We start from the raw sequence: 16,353 nt of genomic DNA, 5'->3' as shown, positions 1-16,353 counted from the left end.
CTACACTCTGTTTCTTGCTATGTCGCAGTGGGCGTAGTGGCCAGCAATCGTTCTAGGGCTGCGGTAAAGGTGTGGTCGCTGATGGTTGTATTGGTCGGTGATAAGGCTACCGACAGCGCGTATCCATTGGTGTAGTCCACCAGCATATCGCGCAGTAAAGCGGGTTCTGCATCGAATTGACGTATTTCTTGTTCTAGCTGTTGGGTAAAACTCGCCAATGAATGCGTAAATAAGTCGGGGGAGCTGAAAATGCATAAGGTGAGGGCAGGGTGTGTACGCACACGTTGCATATAACCTTGTAGCAACGCTATGACACGTTGTTGCGGGGTAGTAGCGTGGGTCACATCAATGGGGGTTCCATGCACACGCTCTACCAGAAGCTGTTGTAGCGTGGTGAGGTCGGTGACGTGATAGAGCACCGACATGGGCGTGATCCCTAAATGTCTGCCCAGCGCGCGAATGCTAAAAGCCTGTATCCCCTCGCTTTGCAGCAGGGCTAACGCGCTGTCTATTACGTGTTCGCGAGATAAGCTTTGCGCGCTTGAGGGGCGGCCGCGTTTAGTGGTGGAGGTTGTCATGTTAGATGGCGTGATAACGCGTGCTGATGACACTGTTAGGGTAGTGTTTGGAATACTCACAGCGCAACAACATGCTTTCAGGTAACGGGCCAAATAAAGGCCTGCCGCTGCCTAACAGTATAGGAATACGGGTAAGGGTAAGCTCAGAAACTTCACCAGCTTCCATAAAGCTGCGTATGGTTTGGCCGCCGTCTATGTACGCGTGTTTCCACCCTTGTTTGCGTAAAGAAGCTACTAATGTAGACGGTGCGAGGTTGGATACTTGCACTGATTCGCGCAAGGTAACGGGCACATCTGATGCGCCCAGGGTACGGCTGAGCACGATCACCGGTTTACTAAAAGGCCACTTACCAAAACCTAGTACGGTTTCGTAGGTAGATCGCCCCATGATGATGCCATCTACAGAATCCATTAAGGCAGCGTAGCCGTAATCTTCGCCTTCCAACGCAGCAGGCAACCAGTCTAAAGAACCGTCTTCTCGCGCAATAAAACCATCGACAGAGGTAGCAATAAAGACTTTTCCGAAACCCATGATAGTGATCCTTGATTATTTATTATACGGTGTATGTTAAATGAAAAATCACTAGGATAAAACCCATACTTTGCTTAAGGTGGTTTTCATGCGACGAGCTGACAAGCGTATGATGGTCAACGGAAAAATCACAGTCGTGCTTGCTCTGCGCAGCACAAACTGCACGGCGTAGATCCGTAACCGCTTATTCAGTAGGAACCAAAAATATGACAGAAGCTAACACATCCATGGATCAACACGAGTTGGGGCAACATAATCGTGGGGCATGGAACAAGCTGGTACAACAACAGTGCCCCTGGTCGCAACCCGTATCGTCAGAGGTGATTGAGCAGGCCAAAAAAGGGCAGTGGACGGTATACATTACTCCTCAACCTATGCCTGCAGGCTGGTTACCAGCCTCTGTAGCCGGACTCAAAATTCTGTGCTTGGCATCAGGGGGCGGGCAACAGGCTCCTGTGCTCGCCGCTGCTGGGGCCGACGTGACGGTTGTCGATATTTCTGAAGGCCAGCTAGATCAAGATCGTATGGTGGCCGAGCGTGACGGTTTAACGCTAGAACTGGTACGTAGCGATATGGCGGATTTATCTGCTTTCGCCGACAACAGTTTTGACCTGATTGTGCACCCCATTTCCAATTTGTATGTGCCTAGCGTGTTGCCTGTATGGAAAGAGTGCTATCGCGTACTAAAAACCGGTGGCAAGTTGTTGTCCAGTTTTTATAACCCAGTTGTATTTATTGGCGACCGCGACCCCAAACTGATGGAAGAGGGCTTAATTCGTCCTCGTTATAGTGTGCCGTATGCTGACGTCAAAGACTTAGATGCGGCTAGCTTGCAGCAGAAAATGGATCAAGGGCAGGCTTTGGTGTTTGGCCACAGTTTGACGGATCAACTTGGTGGCCAGTTGCAAGCTGGCTTGGTGCTCACAGGTTTTTATGAAGATAAACAACCTAATCCACGCTTTGTGGTGGATCACTTCTTGCCTACTTTCATGGCAACCTGCTCACAGAAACTGGCGTAATACCTTATAAGGTGGTGCCGCGTGACGGATAGTGAATCAGGTCATGCAGCACCACTTTTTGTGCACTGCTATTGCGATAGGCATGGGGTTGGTCGGCTTGAAAGCGTACTGCTTCACCGGTTTTGAGGCTGTGCCATACGCCTTCAGCAAGCAGCTCTAGCTCACCCTCTAGCACAATGACGTGTTCAATCACACCGGTCTCATGCGCGGTGGACTCACTGTAGGCACCAGCGGCCAGTTCTATGCGGAAAATATCAAAGCCTAACTGCGGATCAAAGGGAAATAGCGGTGTGACGCGCATGTGGTTATTGGCTTGATCGTAAACGGGTAAGGCACCTTGTCTATGTAATAGCAAAGGCGATCTAGACTGTTCCTCTTCCAAAAAAGTAGAAAAAGGCACATTAAAGCCTGTAGCGATTTTCCAAAGCGTCGCTACCGTAGGGCTGGATTCACCACGTTCTATTTGGCCTAGCATCGCTTTGCTGACACCGGTGTATTCGGCGGCTTGGCTAAGGCTCCACTGCTTTTCTTGCCGCAGGTATTTTAAGGTTTGAGCTAGATAAAGCGCCATGTTTTGCATGACTTAAGCCCCTTGTTCGTGGAAAGTAAAAAGCATTGTACGTTATAACGCACAGTGTTATATACTTTGTGCGTGCGTTATAACGTCCAACCAAGGTTAACCATGCAGCCACATATTTCTTTGCGTCATTTGTCGTTTTCTGCCGTCGTGGCAGGCTTTGTATCCGTTTTAGTGGGCTATACCGGCTCTATTGCTATTGTGGTGCAAGCGTTAAATGCCTCTAGCGTTCCGGCATCAGAAATAGGTGGGTGGTTGACCATGTTAGGGCTAGCGATGGGTGTCAGCTCTTTGGGTTTATCGTTGTATTACCGCATTCCTATTCTGACTGCATGGTCTACCCCTGGTATGGCGGTGTTAGCGACCAGTGCAGTAGGTGTGTCGCTGAATGAGGTGGTAGGGATCTTCATTTTTGCAGCTGGTTTGATGCTGCTGTGTGGTGTTACGGGTGTTTTTGCGCGCATCATGCAGCGCATTCCGCAATCGCTGGCTGCCGCCATGTTGGCTGGTATTTTGCTGCGTTTTTGCTTGGAAGCCTTTTTGGCATTCGAGCTGGATTTGCTGATGAGTGGCTTGATGTGTTTGGTGTTTTTGGTGTCCAGACGCTATGTGCCGCGATACGCCATTGTGTTGACGCTGTTAGTAGGGGTGATATTAGCGGCTGGAAAGATGAAAGGCATAGATTTCAGCCATCAAGATGTAGTGAGTTGGCCTAGTTGGGTCACGCCTAAATTTGAGTGGGCATCACTAGTAGGTGTGGGTATTCCGTTTTTCATTGTGAGTATGGGATCACAAAATGCCCCTGGCATAGCCACGTTGCAGGCTTTTGGCTATACGCCACGTATTTCGCCCTTAATTTCCATTACGGCATTGCTGTCATTAGTGTTGTCGCCGTTGGGGGGATTCAGCGTATGTATTGCTGCTATTTCTGCGGCATTTTGTTTAGGTCCAGAAGCGCATGCAGACCAGTCGCGCCGCTATATGGCAGCAGCGTGTGCCGGTGTTTTCTACATATTGGCGGGGATATTTGGTGCCTCTATTGGCGTGCTATTTAGCAACTTGCCTGAGGCCTTTATTAAAAGCATTGCAGGTTTGGCGCTATTAGGCACATTCACCAGCAGCGTGACCTTAGCGATGAAAGATGAAGAGCGTAGAGATGCCGCCGTTATTACGTTTTTAGTGACGGCATCAGGCTTGAGTTTGTGGGGAATTAGTTCTGCCTTTTGGGGCATGGTGGGCGGCGGATTGACCTACTTCATTATGCGCAGACGATCCGCCTAAATAAGGTATATGGGCGTGCGGTGGGCTGTGATTAGGGTAAGGCGTTTACTACGGTAAGCGAAAACCCATCCCAGCCTTTTTCACCTACGGTTTGTAGCGCTGTGCTGTTTAGGCTGGGGTTGTTGGCGAGTTTTTGCAAGAAATGCTGTACGCCCAGCACGTTAGGGTCGGCACTGTTGGTGTTAGATACTGCGCCGCCACGCACGACGTTGTCGCCAATAATCGTAGTGCCTACGCGGCTGAGCTTCAGGACAGCATCCAGATACGCCGGGTTATTAGGCTTGTCTGCGTCGATAAAGATCAGATCAAACGGGCCTTCCAGGTTGGCCAGTACGTCTAGCGCTGTGCCTACCTGTTGATCTATGCGCTCGCTCATGCCAGCAAGGGCGAAGTTGTTTTTGGCAACAGCGGCAAAACTAGCATTGTTATCAATGGTAGTAATACGCCCACCTTCAGGCAAAGCGCGCGCCATGCAGATCGTGCTGTATCCGCCTAAGGTGCCTATCTCTAGCACGCGTTTAGCCTGGCAAATTTGCACCATCACAGCCAGAAATTGGCCTTGTACAGCAGCAACATCATGCGGTGGCATACCTGCCGCTGCATTGGCTGCCAGTACGTGCTGCAGCACTGAATCTGAGGGTGCTAACCGGTTGGCAAAGTACTGATCTACGGCGATACATTCGTCAATGCTTGGGGTGGGGTAGTCGTGTGCACGCATAACAGAGACCTTTAGAAAGGAATGAGGGAGGCTGAAACAAGAACTATAGGCCTCTTACTATACAAGTGTATGAAGGTGACCCTCAAAGTCCCACAAAGTATGTAGGGCTAAGGTTTCAGTACCTAAGAAGCACGACTCTGTCAGAAATGCGTAGTTTTGTTCGCAGCGCTTCATCGCCATGAACAGGTGTGTGTTACTGGGCTCCAAAGTAAAAAGAGTAATTGTTTCAAGCAATAACGTCATGGATAGAATCAGGAATACGTTTTTTACTTACCCATATTCTTATATATAGAAACTTTTTGTTTTGTTTTATGAGAAATATTGGGGTTACTACGTGTGTAACTCTGGTTATTTAGTACCCATAATAGTGCTGTAAACAAAATAACAAAACAAAATATCTCGATAAATAATAGGAGGCAGTGATGGGAAACTCTTTTCACGGCATTATTGCATTTGCGCTGATAGCGGGAATGTTGGCCTTAGGGGGAATATTGCGTAGACATATTCCCATCCTGCAAAAAACACTGATTCCCGCCAGTATTTTGGGTGGTCTAATTGGCTTTATCTTGCTGTCCTTAGATTGGATACCTGGCTATACGCCCACGGATTTCAATAGCCTGACTTTCCACTTTTTCACCTTAAGTTTCATGTCGTTGTGTTTGACAGGTAGCAGTAAAGATAAATCCCTGTCGGGTGGCAGCGTTGCCAAAGGTGGGATGTGGCTTAGCTTGATTTGGACCTCAAGTTTGGGTTTGCAGGTCTTGATAGGCTACGGAATGATTGTGCTCTATGACCAGTTCACAGGTAGCCAAGTAGGCCCCATGTTGGGGGCATTGATTACCCATGGTTTTACCCAAGGCCCTGGTCAAGCACTGACGTACGGCACGATTTGGGAGCAAGAGTACGGTATTACTAATGCTGCGCAAGTGGGGCTGATTTATGCGTCTTTGGGATTTTTAGCAGCGTTTGTGGTGGGTGTTCCGGCTGCACAGCGCATCATCCGTAAAGGCATGAACCTGAATAAGAAGTCCTCTATAGATCAGACTTTCTTACAGGGTTTTTATCAAAAAGAAAATGGCCACACCACCACACGTGAAGTGAGCCATAGCGCCAATATGGACAGCTTTGCTTGGCATTTGGGGTTGCTGGGGGTTGCCTATGGTATCACCTATGTATGGCTGTATTTCATGCAAGGCGTGGTGGCAGGTAAAGCACCGTGGGGGGTGAGTCTAGAGGTTCTGTTCAGTCACAACATGTTTTTTGTGCATGGCATGATCGTGTGCGTTTTGATGCGCATGGTAATAGACAAAATGGGATGGTCGCACTTTGTAGACGATGAAACTATGAAGCGCATTACGGGGGCTTCGGTGGATTTTATGGTGGTAGGTACCATCATGAGTATTGCGTTTGCCGTGCTGTATTCCCTGTTGGTACCGATTCTATTGGTGTCAGTAGCAGTGACTATCGCCACGTTTATTTTGTGCTGGTACTGCGGCAAACTCAGCGGCAAGCTGGGGCCAGAGCGCGCTATTACCTCATTCGGTTGCTGCACTGGTTCTACGGGTACAGGGTTATTGCTACTGCGGTTGGTAGATGCCGACTTTAGCACCTCGGTAGGTAAAGAGTTGGCCTTTTTTAACTTGGCTATCGTGCTCATCAATTTGCCCGTGCTGTATATCGTGACGCCTATTGCGCCAAGTTTGAGCCCAAACACGTATTTGTTGGTGTTTGCTGCGACTACCTTTATCCCACTGGCGCTAATGCCCTTGTTGATGCTGAAAAAGAAATCGTCTTCAGTAGGCTTTGCTAAATCCAATGTTGTTGTAGGAGAGTAAGAAAACCATGCTAACTATTTTTGCCGCAAAACGTATTATCACGATGGATCCTTCTTTACCCACGGCTACACACATAGCGGTGAAAGACGGCAAAGTACTAGGCGTAGGGCCGTTAGAAGAGTTGAAAGATCTGGGTGAGGCAACAGTAGATACGCGGTTCGCGAATCAGTACATATACCCTGGTTTTGTAGAAGGCCATAGTCATGCACTAGAGGGGGCGATGTGGAAATACTTGTATTTGGGGTATTTCCCACGCCACGATCCCGAAGGTAAGCGTTGGCCAGGGTGTCAAAGTTTGACACAAATACAGCAGACCCTAGCAGAGTATGCCAAGCAATTACCTACGGGTGAGCCGTTGGTAGCGTGGGGTTTTGACCCGGTTTATTTTGAGGGTGATAGGTTAGATAGACAGGTGATTGATGCAGTGATCAGTGACAGGCCTGTGGTTATCATGCATGCCAACCTGCATTTGATGACTGTGAATAGTGCCATGTTGGGCCAAACTACGCTCGAGCAAAACACGACGATTGAAGGAGTGATGCTAGGTAAAGAGGGCAAACCTAATGGCGAGTTGCGTGAAATGGCAGCTATGTTTGCCGTATTCGAGGCACTGGGCAGCAGTTTATTTTCCGAGGTTGATAGCCCACAAACCTTAGAGCGTTATGCGCGTGCAGCGCAACGTACGGGTATTACCACCATCACCGATTTGTATAACCCATTAAGCGATACAGGGGTACAGGTGCTGCGCGATGCCTCTGCGCAAGCCGATTATGCAGTACGTTTAGTGCCAGCAATGGCGGCGCTTGAATGGGAAAACCAAGAAGGTATTGCCAGAGTGCAAGCGTGCCAACGTGATAATAACGACAAGCTGCATTTTGGCTTAGTCAAAATCATGACGGATGGTTCTATACAGGGGTTCTCAGCCCGTATGCTGTGGCCCGGCTATCACAATGGCCATGAGAACGGTATTTGGAATGCGCCACCAGAAAGCCTGAAGCAGATGGTGCTGGATTACCATCAGTCTGGATTGCAACTGCATATACATACCAATGGCGATGAAGCCGTAGAACTGATTTTGGATGCCATTGAAGAGGCTCAAACACTATGGTATCGAGCCGATCATCGCCATACCTTGCAGCACTGCCAGTTTATCAGCCAAGCGCAAATGCGTAGGGCAGCAAAGTTAGGTGTGTGTCTGAACATGTTTGTGAATCACATCTATTACTGGGGTGATGTGCACCGTAGTAAAACGTTGGGATATAGCCGTAGCCGTCGTATGCAACCGTTGCGCTCGGCGTTAGATATGGGTATTCCAGTCGCCATGCACTCCGATGCGCCGGTCACACCGTTAGGGCCATTGTTTTCTATGTGGTGTGCCATCCGTAGACATACCGCAAGCGGTCATAAGCTGGGAGCACATGACGGCCTAACTATGGAGCAGGCCTTGTATGCAGCCACATTGGGCGCTGCCTATACCTTGCGTATGGACGACAAAGTGGGCAGTTTAGAAGTAGGAAAATATGCCGATATGGTCGTTTTGGATCATGACTTGTTTGATAGCGATGCAGATGCATTGCCAGACATGCAGGTGCGAGCGACGGTAGTAGGAGGGTGCGTGCATGAGAACACCGTTGCGTGACACTATACCCACCATCATTCTGACGGGTTTCTTAGGGGCGGGTAAAACTACGTGGTTAAACCGCCTACTGCAAGAGGGTGTACCTGATAACAGTTTAGTGGTGGTAAATGATTTTGGGCAGATCAATATTGATGCATCGTTGATTGCCTATCAAGACGATAAGATTGTGCGTCTCAATAACGGCTGTGTATGCTGCACCTTAGGGGGCAGCATGGCTGAAAAACTAGCCGAAATCAGTCGTATGCAGCCAGCGCCTGGTGCGCTTTATATGGAAGTGAGTGGCGTGGCCAATGCGGGGAGAGTGGCTGACATGGTACGTGTGTCGTCTAGGTTGCGCTTGCAAGATATCTGGTGTTTTGTGGATGTGTCTCAAGCACAGCGTTACAGCGAAGACTCACAGGTCAATACGGTGTGGCGCCAGCAAATACAAAGCGCCACGCAGTTAGTGTTGAATAGGTATGCGGATCGTGAATGTTTGCCAACTGCATTGGAAACAGTCTTGAAAACCAGCGAGGCCATACTGCATTACGACACGCACAAAGCCTCTGACGAGATAGCGTTTTCTGCGGCTATTACACCGACATCACTGCAAGTTGGTGGGTGGCATGGTTGCACCATAGAAAGTCACCAACCCATTTTGTTGTCAGCCTTGTTGGAATGCTTAGAAGAGTGGGCTGCCGTGTTGTATAGAGTCAAAGGGCGGCTCATTGACGAGCAGGATGGCAAAGCCTATGTGCTGCACTACACTGGTGGGCAATGTAGGTTAACGCCCTGTGATCCGCCTCCAGCGATGACACAGCTGGTATTTATTGCGTCCTCAGAACGTGCGCTACAGATCATCCAGCAGCAAATGAAAAAGACGTCCTCTACGCAGTAACGCAACATGGCTGCCAGATAATGCGTTATGTGGCAGCCATTGGTGTAGGCTGAACTTGTAAGTATCGGACTAATAAATTCACGATTTGCTGCTCTATGGCCATAGGAGCATGGGGAGGCAACGGCGTAGTAGTGGTAGCGGCATGAATCAGAGATTCGATCGTTTGCAGCACCATCCACGTAGCAAGGTCTAAGTCCTCGGGCAGCAAGTGCTCGCGGTGGTCTTCCAAGAGCTGGCGCACGCGTTCCACAATGCTGCGATAAATAGGCAGCTCATCATGATTGGCACGCTCGAAAAAAGGAAATTCTTGTTCTACCACGCGGTGCAGATCAGGCTCTAGTTGATGTGCAATCATCCAGCCGTGCACAATGGCTGCTAGCTTTTCGTCTAGAGTTTGCGGGTTACGACTAGATAGTACCGACTCTAGCGTGTCATATAAGTCTGTCGCATGCCTTTCTCGTAATGCAGCAATTAATGAGTCTTTGTTTGGAAAGTATTGGTAGACCGAGCCAATGCTTACCCCTGCGCGCGCGGCTATTGCGTTGGTACTTGTACCCGCGTAACCGCGCTCGACTAAAACCTGAGCGGTGGCATCCAAAATAGCGGTAACCAGTGCTTTAGAGCGTGCTTGTAGTGGAAGTTTTCTAGGCTGTAATGGGCTTTTCATACACGTAGAGGAATGCGAGTATTAAATGCGAGTAAAGGCTTATATTATAGAGGGGCTGAGTAATTACTCATATTTGTTTTTATGAAGGAGTGAGCGATGGATGACATGGTTAGACCCATCATTCCTCGCGTTGAAGCCGAGGTGGTCGCGGTCAAACACCTGACTCCCCATATGCAACGCATCACCGTAGGTGGCGCGGCATTGGAGAGCTTCTTATGTACCGAGGGCGTGGAGACTCCCGCCGCATGGGTGAAAGTGTTTTTACCTAGCGGGGAAGGGAGAGCCTACACCATTAGGCAAATTAACCGAGAAAGCCAAACACTGGATCTGGACTTTGTGTTGCACCACAAAGAGGATTCCTACAGTCCGGCATCGAGCTGGGCATTTCATGCGCAAAAAGGTGAACGCATTACCTTGGCTGGCCCAAGAGCGGGTGGTTTTGCGTTGCCAGACGATGCAGCGTGGGTAATTTTGGCAGGGGACGTCACTGCATTACCTGCCATACAAAATATTGCAGCTAACTTGCCTGCGAATGTACGGGCAAGAGTGTATGTGGAAGTACCTACACCAGAAGACCAACAAGCCATTCAAAGCCCGGCAGCCCTAAGCGTAGTGTGGCTAGAGCCGCGCCAGCGACCTGGATTGGCCTTAGGGCAACGTGTGCTATACAGACCGTTTCCGTTGGGGCCGGGGTATGTATGGGTGGCAGGAGAATCTCGCATCGCTAAAGAATTACGTGCGCATTATGTACGTGAACGCTATCTAGAGCGTCATCGCGTTTGTACCGAAGGGTATTGGAAAGTAGGCAAAGCCGATCACAGAGAAGGTTAAGTCACCGTGTGAGCCTGCTACACTTATGGGCAAGCATGGCTCACACTGGCGGTGCTAACTGACTCTGGGTAAGAAATGAGAGAGTATCTGGGCTATTTTGTACTTGGCTACGCCGTGCTATTGCTACTGTTTTCTGTATTTGTACAGACAAAAGTAGGTGATTTATTGAACGCCATGAATCAGCATAAGCAACAGTTTGGCTTAACGTCTGCAGCGCCAGATTGGTACTTCGTGTTTGCGTTATCTCGTTGTCGTTATGCCCCAGCGCATGCACTCTATAGAACCACTGAGCCACCGCTTGAGGTCGCGCAAGCCTTTCCTAACTATAAGCAGTTAAGATATCTGGGTTGTGCGGCATGGTTTGCACACATAGGGTTAGGCATCCTTATTTTGCTGGTATTTATTCTTCTACGTGTGCTGCCGCAGTAAGCGCTGTGGCAGTACGTTACTGTCTTCTATAGATTTGCTATGCCACGAGTCTCCAGAGCTGAAACCGAAAAAAACCGTCTTGCTATTGAAGAGGCCTCTTCTAAGCTCTTTAGAGAGAGAGGCTTAAGTGTGAGCGTTGCCGATGTCATGCGAGCAGCGGGGCTAACGCACGGCGGTTTTTATGGGCATTTCAAATCTAAAGACGAGCTAGCCGCTATTGCCTGTGCCAAAGCTTTTGAAGGTTCTGCGGCTAAGTGGAAAAAGCGGGTAGCGGCTATGGATGATGCTGTGGCTGCGCGTAATGCACTCATCAATGGCTATTTGCACGATAAGCACCGTACTGAGCCTAGCACCGGCTGCCCCTTAGCGTCGTTGGTGGTGGATGTATCTCGTGAAGACAGTAGCAAGCCTGTACGTGATGCGTTTCACGAAGGTTTGGAGCAGTTGGTGGATGTGCTCAGTACCTTGCAGCCTGAGGCCAATACCTCAGAGGCTGCTCGGCAGCAGGCACTAGAACAGTTGTCTACGTTGGTGGGGGCGATGTTGTTGGCGCGTGCAACCGAAGGTACGGCACTATCCGATGAACTGTTGTCGGCGGCTCGCGCGCAATTGCTGCAGCCTAAATAGCCGCTACAGCCGTTAGCACATGGGCAGTTGAATAGGCATCAGAGCAAAGCCTGCTTGACGCCAACTGTATAGCAAGAAGAGGGCAATGGCTGTGGCTGCGCATGCAGCCAAAGTCAGCCATAGTCTACGTTTCATGCGTGGGCCACCTTAGAGAGTCGCGCTACGGGTTTTTCTTTAATAGGTAAATTCAGTGCTGCAGCCACTAAACTGAGCACTATGGAAATATACCAGACCATGTCGTAGCTGCCAGTTTTATCAAACATATAGCCACCTAACCAGCCGCCCAGGAAGGATCCCAGTTGGTGCAACAAGAAGACTACACCGCCTAGCATAGATAGATTGCGCACGCCAAACATCGTGGCAATAGTGCCGTTAGTCAGCGGTACGGTAGACAGCCACAATAAGCCCATCAAAATACCAAAAGCGTATGCGCTCCAAGTAGAAAGAGGCAGCCAAATAAAGACGGCAATGATCACCGCACGCACCAAATACAAAATGCATAGCAGGTGTGGCTTGGAGCGTGTCGTACCTAACCAACCTGCAAAGTACGTACCGAACACATTAAACAGCCCGACTAAGGCCAGTACAGTGGTACCGACAACTACAGGCAAGCCTTTATCGACTAGGTAACTGGGTAAGTGCACACCAATGAACAATACTTGGAATCCGCACACGAAAAAGCCTAGGGCCAAGAGCCTAAAGTCAGAGTGGCTACAGGCTTCACGTAGCGCTTCCATCATGGTTTGTTGCGGTCCTAGATCAACGGGCGGCGTGTCTTTAATCATGGCCGCTAAAGGCATAATCAATGCCACCATGAGACCCAGTGCGATCAAGGCCGATGACCAGCCTAGCCATTGAATGAGGCCCAGCGAGCCGGGTAGCATCGCAAACTGACCAAATGACCCTGTAGCGGCAGCTATACCCATCGCCATACTGCGCTTTTCAGGTGGTACAGCACGACCTACTACACCTAAAATCACTGAAAATGATGTGCCTGACAACCCAATGCCTACCAAGATCCCTGCACTGAGAGAGAGAGATAAAGAGGAGTCGGCAAACCCCATGAGTATTAGGCCTACGGTATAGAGCAAGCCACCTACTACGACGGTGAGTTTGGCACCAAACTTATCAGCCAATGCGCCGGTAAAAGGCTGAGTTAGCCCCCAGATTAGGTTTTGCAATGCCATGGCAAAGGCAAATACCTCACGTCCCCAGCCAAACTCGCTGCTCATGGGAGTTAGGAATAGGCCAAAGCCGTGACGTATCCCTAACGATAAAAACAAAACTAGCGATGCCCCCAGCATGATCCAGGTGCTATTACGCCATACAGATGTCATGACCTATCCTTTTGTCGCCGTTTGTAGTTGCTATGGGCGTATAAGGTGAACGATACAGTGTTGGCCATGACACGTGGGCAGGGCAACTGTTACAAGAAATAGATGATAAGTGAACTCTATTTTGAGGTCAACGTCTATGCAAGGCAGGAGTGTAAAACGTAGGTTTTGTCTGACTAGCTGGGGCTAGTGGTTGGTCAGCACAGAAAGCAACGCTGTTATAAGAGATTAAGCGGTGTTTTAGTGGTTTTCTATGACATTCGAGTTATCAATGACAGAATATAATGACGCCAGTATGGTGCAGTATCTCAGATTGATGGTTTGCAAAATTGTTTAAAAAAATAGATTTGTTGCGGCTTATCCTGCTGGTGACTATTCTCAGTTGCTTGATCACGCTTGTAAATACTTTTTATGCAGGCTACAAAGTGCAACGGCAGCAGCTTGTGCAAAATACGCTGGAAAGCAATTTGAACTATGCGCAAAAGCTTGCTAATAGTACAGATGAATTTCTATATTCCGCGCTACAACAACTGAAAATCAGTGCTATGTTGTTGGAAGATGTGCTGGGCGATGAGCAGCGTTTACAGGTAGAAGCGGAGCGGCTACGGTTACAAACAGATAGCTTTAATTCTGTGCTGATTATCGATCAGAATGGTGCAGTGCGAGCAACCTCACCCGAAAGCTTGCTGTTAACAGGTCTAAGTTTAGGCAGTCCAGGCGTGCAAGAAGCGCTGGCACAAAAAGCGCCAGTGATTAGTGATCCCTACTTGTCTACGGCTGGTAACTTCATCGTTTTCATCTCGTACCCCATCATTGATAAAAGTGGTGAATATCGTGGGTTGGTGGGTGGCAGCTTGTACCTAAAAAAAGAAAGCATTTTGCATAGGTTATTAGGTCATCATCCCTATAGAGATGGCTCTTACCTATATGTGGTGTCGGCTGAGAAAGAGATCATCTATCACCCAGATATGTCACGAGTAGGAAATGTCGTAGAAGGTAATGATGTGATTGATCGCGTGGTGCAAGCGCAGGCAGGCAGCATGGAGCTAACCAATAGCCAAGGTATTAGGATGCTGGCAGGTTATGCACCTGTACCGTTAAGCGGTTGGGGGATTGTGGCGCAGCGGCCAGAGTCGGCTACGTTAGAGCCCTTAGAAGGCTTGATGCGGCAAGTCATTAACAAGACCCTGCCGGTTGCTGTGATTTCATTGCTGCTAGTGTGGTGGGGCGCGCGCAAAATTGCTAAACCTTTACGACAGTTGGCGGACAACGCTCGTATGATGCATTCTTCCGGCACGGAAAGTGAAATCAGCCATGTACGCTCTTGGTATTTTGAAGCTCATGAGTTGAAAAAAGCGCTCTTGATGGGCATGGGCTTTTTAAAGCGCAATATTGAAAAGCTAGATAAAGATAATCGCACAGACCCTCTAACCGGACTGTTGAATCGTCGTGGCTTAGATCAAGAACTACGTGTGTGGGGGCACATGCAGCGCATGTTCTCGGTGATTTCAGTGGACATTGATTTCTTCAAGAAAGTGAATGACACCTACGGCCATGACGTCGGTGACATCGTGCTGCAAGAACTTGCCGTGCAGATGCGTAACAGCATACGTTCCTGTGATCTGGCCTGCCGTATCGGTGGCGAAGAATTTTTGATTTTGCTGCCAGATACCACTGTTGAGAAGGCAGTAGAGGTTGCCGAACGGTTGCGTGTTCAAGTGGAGTCTGCAGAGATGCCAGAAATTGGCCACATTACCATTTCATTGGGTGTGGCCGTTTCAGCAGCAGACGGTACAGATTCTGCCATTGTGTTGAAGCAAGCGGATGACAAACTCTACCAAGCCAAACACAACGGTAGAAATAGGGTGGAAGCTTAAGCCTGCTGTTGTTGCAGCCATTCTTCCTTGGTGATGCGACTGATGTGCTCAGTGCGATAGTCGTTCATGAACTGGTTAAACTGCTTTTCTTCGGTATGGTGATGAAGAAAGCCGCATTTAGCCTGTGCTTTGAACGACTGCTCATTGTCGGCAAAGTAACCGCACCACAAAGCGTCTAGTTGTAATGTCTGAAATGAGTGCTGCATAATTGTACGCAGCGCTTCTGGGATTAAGCCTTGGCCCCAGAATGGCACACCTATCCAGTACGCCACTTCAGCTTCAGTCTCTGGCAGCGGAAAGTTGCTGTTTTTCCCTTTTAGCAAACCAATCATGCCAATAGCGACATCGTCGGTATTTAAGGCAACGGCGTATATTTCTTCGCCCGAAAAAATAGTTTGAATGATGTCCAAGCTTTCTGCTTCGCTACGGTGCGCCGGCCAACCAGCAATAGGGCCTACACGTTCGTCTTTAGCGTAGTGGTAAAGGCTGGCTGCATCGCTGTCTCGCCAAGGTCTGAGAATCAGGCGTTCTGTATTCAACATGCTTTTCTCCTGTGTATGTACTGAATAAACAGAGAGAAGTGTAGAAAGAATAGCGGACTATGCTAAGGTACGGATTTGGGTGAAAAAGGTAATTTTGAAAACAAAATAGGATAAAAATTGGTTTTATGGCTATTTCTAAAGTAGTAATTGAAACTGAGGCTATTTTGTTAGGGGCAGGGGATCAGGAAATTACGCATGGTTTGGCCACCTTGCAAGCAATGCCAGAGCACCCGTTGGCGTTGGCTTATGTGGTGGTAGTGATTTGTCAGCAAGGTGAGGCTGAGTTTGAGGTGAACTTTCAGTCGTATCACCTAAAAAAGCATGACTTTCTGATCTTGGCTGAAGATTCTATTGTTCTGTTAAAACAGCGCAGCCCAGACTTGTTGTGCTCGTTTTACTTATTAAAACGCTCCAGTGCGGCAGATGTTGCTTACCTACTACCCAATCACTTGTTTTCCTATTTGAACAAGTATCCCCATTTTTCCGCTACGCAAGATAGCAAAGCATTTGTATCGGTGTGGGAGCAGCATACGAGGCAGGTCTTTGCTCGAACCTCTGGGTATAGACGGCAAATGCTGATTAATGCGTTCCAGAATTTGTTCTTGTTTCTCAGCGAACAAGCCGACAACCAGAAACAGCAGCTACGTAATGATTACAGCAGGCAGGAAATGATTTGCTGGAAGTTTTGGGAGATGTTGAGTGAGCGGTGCAGGCAGCACAGAGAGGTAGCGTTTTACGCTGATGCTTTACACATCACCCCTTATTATCTGTCGCAACTAACTAAGCGTTTCTTTAATGATTCGCCCAAAACCTTAATCGATAGGCAAGTGGTGCTGGAAATTAAAAAAGAGCTTAGGCAATCGCAACATAGCATTCAACAGATTGCCGACGCCCTGGGCTTTGTAGACCCATCTTATTTAAGCAAGTACTTCAGTCGTCACACGGGGATGGGGCCTACTGAGTATAGGGCGAGTTTTTCGTAGCGCTAGC

General features: G+C 48.8%; 18 protein-coding genes. 10 read left to right on the top strand and 8 right to left on the bottom strand.

Annotation, left to right across the window (positions count from 1 at the left end):
* Positions 1-17: 17 nt before the first annotated feature.
* On the bottom strand, positions 18-578 hold the full coding sequence (locus tag AC3QL0_RS08995) for a TetR/AcrR family transcriptional regulator (RefSeq protein WP_493008175.1): 561 nt from the start codon (positions 576-578) through the stop codon (positions 18-20).
* Between the two features lies 1 nt (position 579).
* Positions 580-1,110 (bottom strand): dihydrofolate reductase family protein, encoded by a 531-nt coding sequence (locus AC3QL0_RS08990; protein WP_493008174.1) that lies wholly within the window; start codon positions 1,108-1,110, stop codon positions 580-582.
* 206 nt (positions 1,111-1,316) lie between these two features.
* Between AC3QL0_RS08990 and AC3QL0_RS08985 the strand changes: the two genes are divergently transcribed.
* The gene (locus AC3QL0_RS08985; RefSeq protein WP_493008173.1) at positions 1,317-2,129 is read left to right on the top strand and encodes a class I SAM-dependent methyltransferase; all 813 of its coding nucleotides are present in this window, start codon (positions 1,317-1,319) and stop codon (positions 2,127-2,129) included.
* A 4-nt stretch (positions 2,130-2,133) separates the two neighbouring features.
* Here the strand turns inward: AC3QL0_RS08985 and AC3QL0_RS08980 are convergent, their stop codons facing one another.
* Positions 2,134-2,709, bottom strand: a complete 576-nt coding sequence (locus tag AC3QL0_RS08980) for a helix-turn-helix domain-containing protein (RefSeq protein ID WP_493008172.1) — start codon at positions 2,707-2,709, stop codon at positions 2,134-2,136.
* 102 nt (positions 2,710-2,811) lie between these two features.
* Between AC3QL0_RS08980 and AC3QL0_RS08975 the strand changes: the two genes are divergently transcribed.
* Positions 2,812-3,987, top strand: a complete 1,176-nt coding sequence (locus tag AC3QL0_RS08975) for a benzoate/H(+) symporter BenE family transporter (protein WP_493008171.1) — start codon at positions 2,812-2,814, stop codon at positions 3,985-3,987.
* Between the two features lie 31 nt (positions 3,988-4,018).
* Here the strand turns inward: AC3QL0_RS08975 and AC3QL0_RS08970 are convergent, their stop codons facing one another.
* On the bottom strand, positions 4,019-4,705 hold the full coding sequence (locus tag AC3QL0_RS08970; protein ID WP_493008170.1) for an O-methyltransferase: 687 nt from the start codon (positions 4,703-4,705) through the stop codon (positions 4,019-4,021).
* A 422-nt stretch (positions 4,706-5,127) separates the two neighbouring features.
* On the opposite strand from AC3QL0_RS08970, the gene AC3QL0_RS08965 reads away from it, so the two are divergent.
* From AC3QL0_RS08965 to AC3QL0_RS08955, 3 genes are read left to right on the top strand one after another with little or no spacing between them, the layout of a single operon-like run.
* A complete protein-coding gene (locus AC3QL0_RS08965; RefSeq protein WP_493008169.1) occupies positions 5,128-6,540 on the top strand; it encodes a sodium/glutamate symporter in 1,413 nt (470 codons plus the stop codon).
* Positions 6,541-6,547: 7 nt separating this feature from the next.
* Positions 6,548-8,179, top strand: a complete 1,632-nt coding sequence (locus tag AC3QL0_RS08960) for an amidohydrolase (RefSeq protein ID WP_493008168.1) — start codon at positions 6,548-6,550, stop codon at positions 8,177-8,179.
* Complete coding sequence (locus tag AC3QL0_RS08955) at positions 8,160-9,056, top strand: CobW family GTP-binding protein (protein ID WP_493008167.1); 897 nt, start codon at positions 8,160-8,162, stop codon at positions 9,054-9,056. The genes AC3QL0_RS08960 and AC3QL0_RS08955 overlap by 20 nt, the downstream gene beginning before the upstream one ends.
* A 25-nt stretch (positions 9,057-9,081) precedes the next feature.
* Here the strand turns inward: AC3QL0_RS08955 and AC3QL0_RS08950 are convergent, their stop codons facing one another.
* Entirely contained in the window at positions 9,082-9,723 is a 642-nt protein-coding gene (locus tag AC3QL0_RS08950; protein ID WP_493008166.1) for a TetR/AcrR family transcriptional regulator, read from the bottom strand.
* Positions 9,724-9,819: 96 nt separating this feature from the next.
* On the opposite strand from AC3QL0_RS08950, the gene AC3QL0_RS08945 reads away from it, so the two are divergent.
* The 3 genes from AC3QL0_RS08945 to AC3QL0_RS08935 all read left to right on the top strand — a co-directional run bounded on the left by AC3QL0_RS08945 (position 9,820) and on the right by AC3QL0_RS08935 (position 11,610).
* Positions 9,820-10,554: a siderophore-interacting protein gene (locus AC3QL0_RS08945; protein WP_493008165.1), complete on the top strand. Its 735-nt coding sequence runs from the start codon at positions 9,820-9,822 to the stop codon at positions 10,552-10,554.
* Positions 10,555-10,629: 75 nt separating this feature from the next.
* Positions 10,630-10,983, top strand: a complete 354-nt coding sequence (locus tag AC3QL0_RS08940; RefSeq protein ID WP_493008164.1) for a hypothetical protein — start codon at positions 10,630-10,632, stop codon at positions 10,981-10,983.
* A gap of 39 nt (positions 10,984-11,022) precedes the next feature.
* A complete protein-coding gene (locus AC3QL0_RS08935; RefSeq protein ID WP_493008163.1) occupies positions 11,023-11,610 on the top strand; it encodes a TetR/AcrR family transcriptional regulator in 588 nt (195 codons plus the stop codon).
* A gap of 12 nt (positions 11,611-11,622) precedes the next feature.
* Here the strand turns inward: AC3QL0_RS08935 and AC3QL0_RS08930 are convergent, their stop codons facing one another.
* Together AC3QL0_RS08930 and AC3QL0_RS08925 are read right to left on the bottom strand one after the other, a co-directional pair.
* The gene (locus AC3QL0_RS08930; protein WP_493008162.1) at positions 11,623-11,745 is read right to left on the bottom strand and encodes a hypothetical protein; all 123 of its coding nucleotides are present in this window, start codon (positions 11,743-11,745) and stop codon (positions 11,623-11,625) included.
* Positions 11,742-12,947, bottom strand: a complete 1,206-nt coding sequence (locus AC3QL0_RS08925) for an MFS transporter (RefSeq protein WP_493008161.1) — start codon at positions 12,945-12,947, stop codon at positions 11,742-11,744. Before AC3QL0_RS08925 ends, AC3QL0_RS08930 begins: the two co-directional genes overlap by 4 nt.
* Positions 12,948-13,312: 365 nt before the next feature.
* Here AC3QL0_RS08925 and AC3QL0_RS08920 point away from each other — a divergent pair, with 365 nt between their 5' ends.
* On the top strand, positions 13,313-14,821 hold the full coding sequence (locus AC3QL0_RS08920) for a sensor domain-containing diguanylate cyclase (RefSeq protein WP_493010968.1): 1,509 nt from the start codon (positions 13,313-13,315) through the stop codon (positions 14,819-14,821).
* Here the strand turns inward: AC3QL0_RS08920 and AC3QL0_RS08915 are convergent.
* Complete coding sequence (locus AC3QL0_RS08915; RefSeq protein ID WP_493008160.1) at positions 14,818-15,363, bottom strand: GNAT family N-acetyltransferase; 546 nt, start codon at positions 15,361-15,363, stop codon at positions 14,818-14,820. The genes AC3QL0_RS08920 and AC3QL0_RS08915 overlap by 4 nt on opposite strands.
* A gap of 125 nt (positions 15,364-15,488) precedes the next feature.
* Here AC3QL0_RS08915 and AC3QL0_RS08910 point away from each other — a divergent pair, with 125 nt between their 5' ends.
* Positions 15,489-16,346: a helix-turn-helix domain-containing protein gene (locus AC3QL0_RS08910; RefSeq protein WP_493008159.1), complete on the top strand. Its 858-nt coding sequence runs from the start codon at positions 15,489-15,491 to the stop codon at positions 16,344-16,346.
* Positions 16,347-16,353 lie beyond the last annotated feature (7 nt).

Source organism: Paenalcaligenes sp. GW821-LYS-B07-1, assembly GCF_058803365.1.
This window is presented reverse-complemented; position numbering and strand designations above follow the sequence as displayed.